This is a genomic window from Bradyrhizobium sp. 613_E4_N2_2, assembly GCF_052075995.1.
Lineage (GTDB): Bacteria > Pseudomonadota > Alphaproteobacteria > Rhizobiales > Xanthobacteraceae > Bradyrhizobium > Bradyrhizobium barranii.
Genome location: NZ_CP197234.1, coordinates 707,492 through 720,646, shown reverse-complemented (window position 1 = coordinate 720,646; position 13,155 = coordinate 707,492). Strand labels below are relative to the sequence as shown.

The following is a 13,155-nucleotide window of genomic DNA, read 5'->3' as shown; positions in this document are numbered from 1 at the left end:
TCGGGCCTCAGCCACACCCATCATTGCGAGGAGCGAAGCGACGAAGCAATCCAGACCGTCTCTGCGGAAACATCTCTGGATTGCTTCGCTTCGCTCGCAATGACGATCTCTATTTCTTCACCAGGGGGCAGCGCGACTGCTCCAGCGACTGGAACGCCTCGTTGCCGGACACGGTGGCGAGCAGCTTGTAGTCGTCCCAGCGGCCCTTGGACTCCGACGGCTTCTTGACCTCAAACAGGTACATGTCGTGGATCATACGGCCGTCCTCGCGGATCTTGCCGTTCTTGGCGAAGAAGTCGTTGATCGGTGTCTCCTTCATCACCTTGATGACCGCGGCCGAGTCGGTCGTGCCCGCCGCCTTCACAGCCTTCAGGTAATGCGTGACGGACGAATAAACGCCGGCCTGCGCCGAGGTCGGCGGCCGCTTCATGCGTTCGGCGAATCGCTTCGAAAATGCGCGCGTGTCATCGTTGAGGTCCCAGTAGAAGGCTTCCGCCAGCAGCAGGCCCTGCGCTGTCTCCAGCCCGATCGAGTCGATGTCGGTGACAAAGGCGAGCAGCGGCGAGACCTTCTGGCCGCCCTTGGTGATGCCGAACTCGGCCGCCTGCTTGATGGCGTTGACGGTGTCGCCGCCGGCGTTGGCAAGGCCAATCACCTTGGCTTTGGACGCTTGAGCCTGGAGCAGGAACGACGAGAAATCCGACGTGTTGAGCGGATGGCGCACGGCGCCGAGCACCTTGCCGCCGGTCTTGGTCACGACGGCGCTGGTGTCCTTCTCCAGGTCCTGGCCGAAGGCGTAGTCGGCGGTGAGGAAGAACCAACTGTCGAGGCCGGACTTCACGGCGGCAAGACCGGTCACGTTGGCCTGGCCGTAAGTGTCGAACACGTAGTGAATGGTGTAAGGACCGCAGGCCTCGTTGGTGAGACGGATCGAGCCCGGGCCGTTGAACATGATGATCTTGTTGCGTGCTTTCGCGATCTCGCCGGCGGCGAGCGCAGTGGCCGAGGCCGCGACGTCGTAGATCATCTCGACGCCCTGGTTGTCGAGCATGTCGCGGGCGATGTTGGCGGACAGGTCAGCCTTGTTGAGATGGTCGGCCGCCAGCACCTGGATCTTGCGTCCCAGCACCTCGCCGCCAAAATCTTCGACGGCCATCTTGGCCGCGGTCTCGCTGCCGGGGCCGGTGATGTCGGCATAGAGGCTCGACATGTCGAGGATGCCGCCGATCTTCAGTGGCGGCTTGTCCTGGGCCTGCGCGGCGGCGCTCGCACTCAGGGCAAACGCTGCGGCAAAAATGCCCGACAAAACATGCTTCATCGAAAAAGACCTCCCTTATCGCGCCGTACTCTGATGGCGGCTTGGTTATTGCTCTTGGTTATTGCTGTTGCCGCAATCATGCCGCATGCGCAAGTGCGCAGCAAGCGCGAGGGCGTTGCGGGCGCATGATTGCCGCACATGTTTTCCGCAAAGCGGAATGGCATGTTGCGGCGAAATGTTTCCACCGTCATTGCTGTGCAAGTTCATTAGTTCGCTGATCGAGTGTGAGGCAATGGCGACGCGTCACGCGAACTGCCGTAGGGTGGGCAAAGGCGCGCTCTTCGCGCCGTGCCCACGAGCCCGCGCGACAAATCAAAGACGTGGGCACGCTTCGCTTTGCCCACCCTACGATAGCCTTCGCGGTTCGCCACGTTTGCGTTAGAACTAGAGCACAACGCAACCTTTCCGGGCACCGTGACGCGACTGCTTCATCTCATCGTCGCACTTCCTCTCGTCGCCGGTCACACCGCGTTCGCCGCACCGTGCCAGTTCGAGTCCCAAGGCGACGGCCGCGTCGCCGCAATCGTCGATGCGCGTGGCGTGCGTCTCGACGACGGCCGCGAGGTGCGCCTCGCCGGGATCGAGCCAACCGCAACGACGAAGCAGGCGCTGACGTCGCTGCTCACCGGACGCGACGTCACGCTGCGCGGCACCGACGACACGCCCGACCGCTACGGCCGTCAGGGCGCACTCATCTTCTTCGTCGGCGAAAGCGAGGCCCCCATCCAGGCCGTGCTGCTCGCCCAGGGCGACGCCCTCGTCTCCGCCGAGATCGCGGACAAGGACTGCGCGGCGGCCCTGACGGCGGCGGAGACCGAGGCGCGGCGCCAAAAAAAGGGCAACTGGGCTGACCCGTCGGCCATAAAAAACGCGGAAAGTCCGGACGATATTTTGGCCGGGATCGGGCGCTTTATGGTGGTCGAGGGCAAAGTCCTGTCGGTCCGGCAAGCTGGGGCAATCACCTACCTCAACTTCGGACGGAACTGGACACGCGGCTTTGCCGTGACTATTTCAAAGCGTACGCAACCCGCGTTCGAGAATGCCGGGATCACTCTTAAGTCCCTGGAAAATAGACGGATTCGCGTCCGGGGCTGGGTCGAGGGGAATTCAGGGCCGCGCATCGATGTGCGCCTTGCGGGGCAGGTCGAGTTGCTGGGTGCAAACGAGCCGACAGGGGTAAGGCCCTAAAAGGGCCAGGCACGGGTTGAGCGACGTGGATGGGGTGCTAGAACGGCACGTATCGAGTGAACGCCGCCGCCTGCGGGCTGCGCCGGCGGCGCTGTGCCTCGTGCTGGGCTCAGCCCTTGCCGGTTGCGGCGACATGAACCGGTTCCAGACCGCAGCGGCCCCGCCGACCGTGGCGATGCCCAAGCCGAAACCGGCCGTCGCGCAGACCCCCGCCACCGAGAAAGAGCACGAGCGCATCCTGGCGAGCTATGGCGGTACCTATGACGACCCCAGGCTCGAATCCCTCGTCACCAAGACCGTCGACCGGCTCGTCGCGGCGTCCGACCGCCCCGACCAGGGTTATAAGGTCACCATCCTCAATTCCGGCGCCGTGAACGCGTTCGCGCTGCCGAACGGCCAGCTCTATGTCACCCGCGGCCTGCTCGCGCTCGCCAGCGACACTTCGGAATTGTCCTCCGTGCTCAGCCACGAGATGGCGCATGTGCTGTCCAAGCACGCCGCGATGCGCGAGGACCAGGCCCGCCAGGCCGCGATCGTCACCCGCGTCGTCACCGACATGAGCAACGATCCCGATCTCACCGCGCTTGCGCTGGCCAAGACCAAGCTCACCATGGCGAGCTTTTCGCGCAACCAGGAGTTCGAGGCCGACGGCATCGGCGTCGGCCTTTCCGCCAAGGCACATTTCGACCCCTATGGTGCCGCCCGCTTCCTCTCGGCGATGGAGCGCAATGCCGAGCTCAAGGTCGGCAAGACCTCGCTCGATCCGCGCGCGCAGGATTTCACCTCGTCGCATCCGGCCACCCCCGAGCGCGTGCAGAATGCGCAGACCATTGCGCGGCAATATGCGGCGCCGGAGGGTGCCGAGCGCGACCGCGAGACCTACCTCGCCGCGATCGACAACCTCGTCTATGGCGAAGACCCCAGCGAAGGTTTTGTGCGCGGCCGGCGTTTCCTGCACCCGAAACTCGGCTTCACCTTCCAGGCGCCGGACAATTTCACGCTCGACAACACCGCGCAGGCGGTGATCGGCGTGCGCGACGGCGGCTCGCAGGCGATGCGCTTCGACGTCGTGAGGGTGCCGGCCGAGCAGTCGCTCGGCGATTACCTGAATTCCGGCTGGATGGAGGGCGTCGAGAAGGCCTCCACCGAAGACATCACCATCAACGGTTTTCCGGCTGCGTCCGCCACCGCCAAGGGCGATCAGTGGCAGTTCAAGGTCTATGCGTTGCGCTTCGGCAGCGACGTCTATCGCTTCATCTTCGCGGCTCGGCAGAAATCGACCGAGAGCGAGCGCAACGCGCGCGAGACCGTCAATTCATTCCGCCGCCTGACGCTCGACGAGATCCAGGCCGCGCGCCCCCTGCGCATCAAGGTCATCACCGTGCAGCCCGGCGACACCGTGGAATCGCTCTCCCACCGCATGGCCGGCGTCGATCATCCCGCCGAACGCTTCCGCGTGCTCAACGGGCTCGATCGCAACGCGCAGGTGAAGGTGCGGGATCGCGTGAAGGTCGTGGCGGATTGACGCGCACTAAGCGCGCGTCATCCCGGGGCGCGCTTAGCGCGAACCCGGGATCTCGAGCCACAAAGTCAGTGACGTAGGGTGGGCAAAGGCGCGTAGCGCCGTTCCCACGATCCGTCAATGATAGCGACAGATGGTGGGCGCGCTTCGCTTTGCCCACCCTACGAGACCTGCTCTGCCGATCTACCGCGCCTTTTCCTTCAGAAACGCGATGATATCAGCACGATCCCGCGCGTCCGGGACGTCGAAGAACATCTTGGTTTCCGGCACCATGGCCTGCGGTCCGGCCAGCCATTTGTCGAGATTGTCCTCGGTCCAGACGATCCCTGAGTTCTTCAGATCGGCCGAATAGTCATAGCCGGGCACGCTGCCCGCCTTGCGACCGACCACGCCCTTGTGCATCGGGCCGACAGCGTTCTCATTGATGGAGTGACAATCTGCGCAGCCCTTGTAGAGCGTTTGGCCGCGCGCGACGTTGCCGGTGGCGTGGGCAAGCCCGGTCGAGAAAACGATCGCGACGATGGTGAGGACCAGGCTTACGGTAAGGACTAGGCTTGCAAAACTTTGCTGGTGGACGGGATTGGACCGGACGTTCATGAGATCTCCTGCTTGCGTCGTCGCAAACAGGATCGTCCGGCCTGAATTTTATTCCCGTCCGAGGGACGCGGTTTAAGCGCCCGCGTCCATGTCGCCCGCCTCGCGCTGGCCGCTGAGCCAGAGTGCGAGCAGGGTCCAGAACGCGCCGGACAGCAGATAGGCACCCGACGCGATGACGCCGAGATTGGTGGCGAGCAGAAGCGCCACCAACGGCGCGAAGCCCGCCCCGAACAGCCAGGCCATATCCGAGGTCAGCGCGGAAGCCGTGTAGCGGTACGCCTGCCGGAAGTTCGAGGCGATCGCGCCCGAGGACTGGCCGAAGGAGAGACCCAGCAGGATGAAACCGATCACCATGTAGATGGTCTCACCGAACGCGCCGGCATCGAGCAGCTGCGGAGCAAAACCGCTGTAGATCGCGATCGCAATGGCCGATCCCATCAGTAGCGATTTGCGGCCGACGCGGTCGGCGATGATGCCGGAGGCCACGATCGCCGCGACTCCGAACACGGCGGCGACGATCTCGATGATCAGGAAGCGCACCGGGCTTTCGCGGGTGAACAGGAACACCCAGGACAGCGGAAACACCGTGACCATGTGGAACAGCGCGAAGCTTGCGAGCGGCGCGAATGCACCGAGCATGATGTTCTGGCCTTCGCGCGCGACGGTCTCGGAGATACGCGCGGGCTGCAATTCGCGGGTCTCGAACAACGAAGCATATTCTTCCGTCGTCACCATGCGCAGGCGCGCGAACAGCGCCACGACGTTGATGGCGAAGGCGACGAAGAACGGATAGCGCCAGCCCCAGTCGAAGAAGTCGTCGGCGGAGAGATTACCGGCGAAATAGGCGAACAGCGCGCTCGCCACGATCAGGCCGAGCGGCGCGCCGAGCTGCGGCACCATCGCGTACCAGCCGCGCTTGGAGGGCGGCGCGTTCAGCGCCAGGAGCGAAGCCATGCCGTCCCAGGCGCCGCCCCAGGCCAGACCCTGCGCGATACGCGCCAGCGCCAGCAGCCAGATCGCGGCGCTGCCGATGTCGTGATAGCCGGGCAGGAACGCGAGCGCGACGGTGGCGGTGCCGAGCAGAAACAGCGCCGAGACCAGCTTGGCGGTTTTGCCGTACTCGCGATCGACCGTCATGAAAATGACGGTTCCGATCGGCCGGGCCACGAAGGCCAGCGCGAAGATCATGAAGGAATAGAGGGTGCCGGTCAGCTCGCTGGTGAACGGGAACACCAGGCGCGGAAACACGATCACCGAGGCGATCGCGTAGACGAAGAAGTCGAAGAATTCCGAGGTGCGGCCGATGATGACGCCGATGGCGATCTCGCCGGGACTGGCCTGGTCGTGGCCGTGCTCGCCCGAGTGGAGGTCTGCCATTGCGGGGGTCTGTGCCGTCGCCATTCGTGCGCCCTTAACGTCCTGAAAACCAAAGCCGACCGCCCGGCGGGGCGCCAGGCAATCTGCCCCTGTCTGACCCAACATTCCGCACTGCAACATTGGACAAATTGTCCAATGTCCGGATTGCTGCGCCGCAGCTACCCCTTGGGCCCGCAAAGGAAACTCATTCTCATAAGGCTCGGCCCGTGTCCCGTCTCAAGATCCTGGCGCTGCTACCTCTGGCGGCTGCGCTCAGCGGCTGCAACTACGTCGTGCTGGCGCCTGCCGGCGATATCGCAGCGCAGCAGCGCGACCTCGTCATCATCTCCACCGTCCTGATGCTCCTGATCGTCGTCCCCGTGATGGCGCTGACGGTGCTGTTTGCCTGGCGCTACCGCCAGTCCAACACCTCGGCCCGCTACGAGCCGGATTGGGACCACTCGACCAAGCTTGAGCTGGTGATCTGGTCGGCGCCGCTGCTGATCATCATCTGCCTGGGCGCGCTGACCTGGATGGGCACGCATCTGCTCGACCCCTATCGCAACATCGGCCGCATCCATGCGGAACGCGCCGTGGACCAGTCCAAGGCTCCGCTCGTCGTCGATGTCGTCGCGCTCGACTGGAAGTGGCTCTTTATCTACCCCGATTACGGCATCGCCACCGTCAACGAGCTCGCCGCGCCGGTCGACCGCCCGATCAACTTCCACATCACCGCCTCCTCGGTGATGAACTCGTTCTACATCCCCGCACTCGCCGGTCAGATCTACGCGATGCCGGGCATGGAGACGTCGCTCCACGCCGTGATCAACCACGCCGGTACCTACAAGGGTTTTTCGGCGAACTACAGCGGCGCCGGCTTCTCTGGCATGCACTTCAACTTCAAGGGCCTCGACGACAAGGGCTTTGACGCCTGGATCGCGCAGGCCAAATCAGCCGGCGGCTCGCTCGGCCGCGCCGAATATCTCCAGCTCGAAAAGCCGAGCGAGAACGAGCCGGTGCGCCGCTGGGGCACCGTCGATTCCGACCTCTACCGCCTGATCCTCAACATGTGCGTCGAGACCGGCAAGATGTGCCAGAGCGAGATGATGGCGATCGACGCCAAGGGCGGCAACGGCCATGAGGGCCTGAACAACACACTGCCGCTGGCCTACGACAAGTACGCCCGCCGCGGCAGCCCGCTCGGGCCGGAGCCGACCTTCGTCGCCGGCACCTGCACGCCCGATGCGCCGCAGGGCAGGACCACCGCCTCCATCACGGCACCCGCCGACACCGCGCCGCTGCTCGGTGCCGGCCTGAAGCGGCCTATCTTCACGCCGCTGAAGTCCTCGTCCTTCTTCCTCGGACAACGTCCGAAGTCAGACTCCTAAAGAGAGCTCGCATGTCACCTGATCTTCTCAAGCTCATCTTCGGCCGTCTCGGCCTCGATTCGCTGCCGCTGCACGAGCCGATCCTGGTCGGCACCTTCGTGATGGTCGCGCTCGGCGGCGGCGCACTGTTCGCCGGCATCACCTATTTCCGCCTCTGGGGCTATCTGTGGCGCGAGTGGTTCACCACCGTGGACCACAAGCGCATCGGCATCATGTACATGATCCTCGGCATCGTGATGTTGCTGCGCGGCTTCGCAGACGCGCTGATGATGCGCGCACAACAAGCACTCGCGTTCGGCGGCTCCGAAGGCTTCCTCCCCGCCCATCACTATGACCAGGTCTTCACCGCCCATGGCGTGATCATGATCTTCTTCGTGGCGATGCCGCTGGTCACCGGCCTGATGAACTACGTGGTGCCGCTGCAGATCGGCGCGCGCGACGTGTCGTTCCCGTTCCTGAACAATTTCAGCTTCTGGATGACGGTCGGCGGCGCAGTGCTGGTGATGGCTTCGCTGTTCATCGGCGAATTCGCCCGCACCGGCTGGCTGGCCTATCCGCCGCTGTCGAACATCGGCTACAGTCCTGACGTCGGCGTCGACTATTACATCTGGGCGCTGCAGGTCGCAGGCGTCGGCACGACCTTATCCGGCATCAACCTGATCTGCACCATCGTCAAGCTGCGCTGTCCCGGCATGACCATGATGAAGATGCCGGTGTTCACCTGGACCGCGCTCTGCACCAACATCCTGATCGTCGCCTCCTTCCCCGTCCTGACCGTCGTGCTCGCGCTGCTCTCGCTTGACCGCTACGTCGGCACCAACTTCTTCACGAACGATTTCGGCGGCAGCCCGATGATGTACGTGAACCTGATCTGGATCTGGGGTCATCCCGAGGTCTACATTCTGGTTCTCCCCGCCTTCGGCATCTTCTCGGAAGTGACCTCGACCTTCTCCGGCAAGCGGCTGTTCGGCTACACCTCGATGGTCTACGCCACGGTGGTCATCACCATCCTGTCGTACCTGGTCTGGCTGCACCACTTCTTCACGATGGGCTCGGGCGCCAGCGTCAACTCGTTCTTCGGCATCACCACGATGATCATCTCGATCCCGACAGGCGCGAAGATGTTCAACTGGCTGTTCACGATGTATCGCGGCCGCATCCGCTTCGAGCTGCCGATGCTGTGGACGATCGCCTTCATGCTGACCTTCGTGCTCGGCGGCATGACCGGCGTGCTGCTCGCGGTGCCGCCGGCCGACTTCGTCCTGCACAACAGCCTGTTCCTGATCGCGCACTTTCACAACGTGATCATCGGCGGCGTGGTGTTCGGCGCGTTCGCCGGCATCAACTACTGGTTCCCGAAGGCGTTCGGCTTCAAGCTCGATCCGTTCTGGGGCAAGCTGTCGTTCTGGTTCTGGGTCACCGGCTTCTACATGGCCTTCATGCCGCTCTATGTGCTCGGCCTGATGGGCGTGACCCGCCGCCTGCGCGTGTTCGACGATCCGTCCTTGCAGATCTGGTTCGTCATCGCCGCGATCGGCGCCGGCCTGGTCTTCCTCGGCATCCTCTGCATGCTGATGCAGTTCGCAGTCAGCTTCCTCAAGCGCGAGCAGCTCAAGGACGTCACCGGCGATCCCTGGGATGCACGCACGCTGGAATGGGCGACCTCCTCGCCCCCGCCGGACTACAACTTCGCCTTCACCCCCGTCGTTCACGACAATGACGCGTGGTGGGACATGAAGAAGCGCGGCTATCAGCGTCCGCTCTTGGGGTTCAAGCCGATCCACATGCCCAGCAGCACCGGCACCGGCATCATCCTCGCCGGCCTCGCCACCGCGATGGGATTCGGCCTGATCTGGTACATCTGGTGGCTTGCCGCCATGAGCTTCATCGCGATGCTCGCCGTCGGCATCGGTCACACCTTCAACTATCACCGCGACTTCGACATCCCGGCCGACGACGTCATCCGGACCGAGGACGCGCGCACCAAACTGCTCGCCGGAGCCAAGTAAATGACTGTCGCTGTCAATCCTACCCAAACCGGCGAGCCGGTCTTCTATCTCGCCGACGAACACCCGCATCCGGAAGGCTACAGCACCCCGCTCGGCTTCTGGATCTACCTGATGAGCGACTGCCTCATCTTTGCGATGCTGTTCGCTGCCTTCGGCGTGCTCGGCGGCAACTACGCCGCCGGCCCGGCCCCGAAGGACCTGTTCGAGCTGCCGCTGGTCGCGGTGAACACCTCGATGCTGCTGCTGTCGTCGATCACCTATGGCTTTGCCATGCTGACGATGCAGCAGAACAAGATCGCCCAGACCCAGATGTGGCTGGCGATCACCGGCCTGTTCGGCCTCGCCTTCATCGGCATCGAGCTCTCCGAGTTCGCCCACATGATCCATGAAGGGGCGACCCCGCAGCGCAGCGCCTTCCTGTCCGCGTTCTTCACGCTGGTCGGCACCCACGGTCTGCACGTCTCCTGCGGCCTGATCTGGCTGGTGACGCTGATGGTGCAGGTCTGGAAGTTCGGCCTGATCGAAGCCAACCGCCGCCGCCTGATGTGCCTGTCGATGTTCTGGCACTTCCTGGACGTGGTCTGGATCGGCGTCTTCACCTTCGTCTATCTCCTGGGAGTTCTGCGATGAACACCGATACCCACGCCGCCCACGCGGACGGCCATCACCACGGCGACGACCACGCCCACGGCACGTTCTCGACCTACATGCTCGGCTTCGTGCTCTCGGTCGTGCTGACCGCGATCCCGTTCTGGCTGGTGATGAGCGGCGCGCTGCCGAGCAAGCAGATCACCGCGCTCGTCATCATGGCCTTCGCTGTCGTGCAGATCGTCGTGCACATGATCTACTTCCTGCACATGAACACCAAGTCCGAGAACGGCTGGAGCATGATGGCGCTGATCTTCACCATCGTCATGGTGGTGATCGCGCTGTCCGGTTCGCTGTGGGTGATGAACCACCTCAACAGCAACATGATGCCGATGCACCAGATGACGGGAATGAAGTGAGCGCGACTCCGGAGTGAGCAAGGCTTGGAAGTGAGCAAGGCTTGAACGTGAGCAAGGCTTGGACCGTGACAGGCAGGGACAAGGGCGCGCGCCGCAAGGCTGCGCGTCCGCGCCTGTGGCTCACGGTCCTCTCGCTCACGGCCTTTGCACTTCTGATCGCACTCGGCGTCTGGCAGATCGAACGGCGCGCCTGGAAGCTGGCGCTGATCGACCGCGTCGAGCAGCGCGTCCATGCCCCGGCCCAGCCGATCCCGTCGCCCGCGGCCTGGCCGACCGTCTCCACCGCAAACGACGAATACAGGCACGTCAGCCTCACGGGACGCTTCCTGAATGACCGCGAGACGCTGGTTCAGGCCGTCACCGAGGAAGGCCCCGGCTATTGGGTGCTGACGCCGCTTCAGCGCGGCGACGGCACGCTCGTCCTGGTCAATCGCGGCTTCGTGCCGTCCGAGCGGCGCGACGCATCGACGCGACAGAGCGGCAATCCGGACGGGCAGGTCGAGATCACGGGCCTGCTCCGCATGACGGAGCCGAAGGGCGGATTCTTGCGGAACAACGTGCCCCAGCACAACCGCTGGTACTCGCGGGATGTCGCCGCGATTGCGGCAGCCCGCGGCCTCCACGATGTCGCGCCGTTCTTCATCGATGCCGACGCCGGATCACAAACCACCGGCGGCCCGATCAGCGGATTGACCGTGATCAGCTTTCCCAATAACCACCTGATCTACGCGCTGACGTGGTTTGCCCTGGCTTTCATGCTGGCCGGTAAACTTTTCGTCACATTCGGCGGCGGGCTGTTCCGCCGCAAGCGCTTCGTCCACGAACCGGCCGGCGGCTCGGATGCCACCGCCCGCAGGACGGGATCAGATGCTGGAACGATCGTCGAATCTACCTGACGACGGAATGACGCATGACGCCGTCACGCTGCAATCGCAGGCGGACGCGCGCAGCGAGCTGATCGGCGTTGCGCCGACCGACGACGAGACCAACCGCAAGAACATGGCGCTGCTGATCCAGCTGCGCTGGACCGCGGTGGTCGGGCAGATCGTGACCATCGGCGGCGTGCATTTCGGCCTGGGTATCCCCCTGCCATTGGAACGGATGGGCGCGGTGATCGGCGCGCTGCTGCTGCTCAACGCCTCCAGCCTCGTCTGGGTGCGCCATCGCGCCGCGATCACCAACAACGAGCTGCTGGTCGCCTTGATGCTCGATGTCGCCGCACTGACGGCGCAGCTCTACCTCAGCGGCGGCGCCACCAATCCCTTCACCTCGCTGTTCCTGCTCCAGGTGACGTTGGGCGCGGTGCTGCTTAATGCCCGCTCGACCTGGTCGCTGGTCGCACTGACCTGCGCGAGTTTCATATGGCTGACCATGGCCTACCGGCCGCTCGACCTGCCGCCGAACCCGATCAGCGAGGCCTACAGTCTCACCGTAACAGGCATGCTGCTGGGCTTCGTCCTCAACGCCGTGCTGCTGGTCGTGTTCGTCACCCGGATCAACAGGAATTTGCGCGAGCGCGATGCGCATCTGGCGGCACTGCGCCAGCATGCGGCCGAGCAGGACCACATCGTCCGCATGGGCCTGCTCGCCTCCGGCGCGGCGCATGAGCTCGGCACGCCACTCGCCTCGCTGTCGGTCATCCTCAGCGACTGGCGCCGCATGCCCGATCTCGCCGCCGATCAGGAACTTGCCGAGGATCTCGCGGAGATGGAAACCTCTCTGCAACGCTGCAAGACCATCGTGACGGGCATCCTGGTGTCGGCGGGCGAAGCGCGCGGCGAAGGCTCCTCGCCGACGACGGTGACGGCCTTCGTCACCGCGCTGGTGAACGAGTGGCGCGACGCACGCTCGGCCCGCACGCTCTATTTCGTCAACACGTTCGGCGAGGACGTCGCGATCGTCTCTGACATCGCGCTGAAGCAAGTGATCTTCAACGTGCTCGACAATGCCTATGAGGTCTCGCGCGAATGGGTGGAGCTGCTGGCCGAGCGCGAGGGCGACAATCTCGTGCTGTCGATCAGCGATCGCGGCCCGGGCTTTGCGCCGGAGATGCTGGCGCAGCTGGGAAAACCCTATCACTCGAGCAAGGGCCGCGCCGGCGGCGGGCTCGGCCTGTTCCTGGTGGTGAACGTCGTGCGCAAGCTCGGCGGCAGCGTGACCGCCGAGAACCACAGGAAGCGCGGCGCCACCGTCCGCCTGACGCTGCCGCTCGCAACGCTCGCGATCGGAGGAAATTTTGACGCCTGACCGTTCGCTCATCGTCGTCGAGGACGATGCCGGCTTCGCGCGCACGCTGAAACGCTCATTCGAGCGCCGCGGCTATGACGTTGTCCTCGCAGCTTCGATCGAAGAGGTGCGGAAGGTGCTGGAGGAGCGATCCTTTGGACACGCGGTGGTCGATCTCAAGCTCGGTGGCGCCTCGGGCCTCGCCTGCGTCGAGCTGCTGCACACGCATGATCCGGAGATGCTGATCGTGGTGCTGACCGGCTTTGCCAGCATCTCCACCGCCGTCGAGGCGATCAAGCTCGGCGCCTGCCACTACCTGGCAAAGCCGTCGAACACCGACGATATCGAAGCCGCCTTCAACAAGGCCGAAGGCAACGCCGAAGTCGCCCTCGATGCGCGGCCGACATCGATCAAGACGCTGGAATGGGAGCGCATCCACCAGACGCTGATCGAGACCGATTTCAACATCTCGGAAGCGGCAAGAAGGCTGGGCATGCACCGCCGCACGCTGGCAAGGAAGCTCGAGAAGCGGCCGGTGAAGTGA

At 64.2% G+C, this 13,155-nt stretch carries 12 protein-coding genes; 9 read left to right on the top strand and 3 right to left on the bottom strand.

The features are described from left to right. Positions 1-109: 109 nt before the first annotated feature. The gene (locus tag AB7290_RS03355) at positions 110-1,318 is read right to left on the bottom strand and encodes an ABC transporter substrate-binding protein (RefSeq protein WP_085399173.1); all 1,209 of its coding nucleotides are present in this window, start codon (positions 1,316-1,318) and stop codon (positions 110-112) included. Positions 1,319-1,732: 414 nt separating this feature from the next. Between AB7290_RS03355 and AB7290_RS03350 the strand changes: the two genes are divergently transcribed. Together AB7290_RS03350 and AB7290_RS03345 are read left to right on the top strand one after the other, a co-directional pair. Next, positions 1,733-2,506: a thermonuclease family protein gene (locus AB7290_RS03350; protein ID WP_085399174.1), complete on the top strand. Its 774-nt coding sequence runs from the start codon at positions 1,733-1,735 to the stop codon at positions 2,504-2,506. Positions 2,507-2,639: 133 nt separating this feature from the next. Continuing rightward, positions 2,640-4,031: a M48 family metalloprotease gene (locus AB7290_RS03345; protein ID WP_245343974.1), complete on the top strand. Its 1,392-nt coding sequence runs from the start codon at positions 2,640-2,642 to the stop codon at positions 4,029-4,031. A 180-nt stretch (positions 4,032-4,211) separates the two neighbouring features. On the opposite strand, the gene AB7290_RS03340 is transcribed toward AB7290_RS03345, so the two are convergent. Both AB7290_RS03340 and AB7290_RS03335 read right to left on the bottom strand, forming a co-directional pair. Beyond that, positions 4,212-4,625 (bottom strand): c-type cytochrome, encoded by a 414-nt coding sequence (locus AB7290_RS03340; RefSeq protein WP_085399175.1) that lies wholly within the window; start codon positions 4,623-4,625, stop codon positions 4,212-4,214. A 72-nt stretch (positions 4,626-4,697) separates the two neighbouring features. Continuing rightward, positions 4,698-6,026 carry an MFS transporter gene (locus tag AB7290_RS03335; protein ID WP_071908449.1) on the bottom strand — a complete coding sequence of 443 codons (1,329 nt, stop codon included), beginning with the start codon at positions 6,024-6,026 and terminating at the stop codon, positions 4,698-4,700. A gap of 182 nt (positions 6,027-6,208) precedes the next feature. On the opposite strand from AB7290_RS03335, the gene cyoA reads away from it, so the two are divergent. Genes cyoA through AB7290_RS03300 form a run of 7 tightly spaced genes read left to right on the top strand, consistent with a single transcriptional unit; the run spans position 6,209 to position 13,155 of the window. Next, the gene (cyoA, locus tag AB7290_RS03330; protein ID WP_208083463.1) at positions 6,209-7,369 is read left to right on the top strand and encodes a ubiquinol oxidase subunit II; all 1,161 of its coding nucleotides are present in this window, start codon (positions 6,209-6,211) and stop codon (positions 7,367-7,369) included. An 11-nt stretch (positions 7,370-7,380) separates the two neighbouring features. Further along, on the top strand, positions 7,381-9,378 hold the full coding sequence (cyoB, locus tag AB7290_RS03325; RefSeq protein WP_085399177.1) for a cytochrome o ubiquinol oxidase subunit I: 1,998 nt from the start codon (positions 7,381-7,383) through the stop codon (positions 9,376-9,378). Then, positions 9,379-10,008: a cytochrome o ubiquinol oxidase subunit III gene (gene cyoC, locus AB7290_RS03320; protein ID WP_071908452.1), complete on the top strand. Its 630-nt coding sequence runs from the start codon at positions 9,379-9,381 to the stop codon at positions 10,006-10,008. After that, positions 10,005-10,385 (top strand): cytochrome o ubiquinol oxidase subunit IV, encoded by a 381-nt coding sequence (gene cyoD, locus AB7290_RS03315; protein WP_085399178.1) that lies wholly within the window; start codon positions 10,005-10,007, stop codon positions 10,383-10,385. The genes cyoC and cyoD overlap by 4 nt, the downstream gene beginning before the upstream one ends. Positions 10,386-10,432: 47 nt before the next feature. Beyond that, positions 10,433-11,281, top strand: a complete 849-nt coding sequence (locus tag AB7290_RS03310; protein WP_085399193.1) for an SURF1 family protein — start codon at positions 10,433-10,435, stop codon at positions 11,279-11,281. Next, positions 11,253-12,632, top strand: a complete 1,380-nt coding sequence (locus AB7290_RS03305; RefSeq protein WP_085399179.1) for an ATP-binding protein — start codon at positions 11,253-11,255, stop codon at positions 12,630-12,632. Before AB7290_RS03310 ends, AB7290_RS03305 begins: the two co-directional genes overlap by 29 nt. Beyond that, positions 12,622-13,155 (top strand): response regulator transcription factor, encoded by a 534-nt coding sequence (locus AB7290_RS03300; RefSeq protein ID WP_014490373.1) that lies wholly within the window; start codon positions 12,622-12,624, stop codon positions 13,153-13,155. Before AB7290_RS03305 ends, AB7290_RS03300 begins: the two co-directional genes overlap by 11 nt.

Bases quoted from the DNA above. Each gene is read 5' to 3' on its own strand.
- AB7290_RS03355 (WP_085399173.1), bottom strand. From the start codon at position 1,318: ATGAAGCATGTTTTGTCGGGCATTTTTGCCGCAGCGTTTGCCCTGAGT.
- AB7290_RS03345 (WP_245343974.1), top strand. From the start codon at position 2,640: ATGAACCGGTTCCAGACCGCAGCGGCCCCGCCGACCGTGGCGATGCCC.
- AB7290_RS03340 (WP_085399175.1), bottom strand. From the start codon at position 4,625: ATGAACGTCCGGTCCAATCCCGTCCACCAGCAAAGTTTTGCAAGCCTA.
- AB7290_RS03335 (WP_071908449.1), bottom strand. From the start codon at position 6,026: ATGGCGACGGCACAGACCCCCGCAATGGCAGACCTCCACTCGGGCGAG.
- cyoB (WP_085399177.1), top strand. From the start codon at position 7,381: ATGTCACCTGATCTTCTCAAGCTCATCTTCGGCCGTCTCGGCCTCGAT.
- cyoC (WP_071908452.1), top strand. From the start codon at position 9,379: ATGACTGTCGCTGTCAATCCTACCCAAACCGGCGAGCCGGTCTTCTAT.
- cyoD (WP_085399178.1), top strand. From the start codon at position 10,005: ATGAACACCGATACCCACGCCGCCCACGCGGACGGCCATCACCACGGC.
- AB7290_RS03305 (WP_085399179.1), top strand. From the start codon at position 11,253: ATGCTGGAACGATCGTCGAATCTACCTGACGACGGAATGACGCATGAC.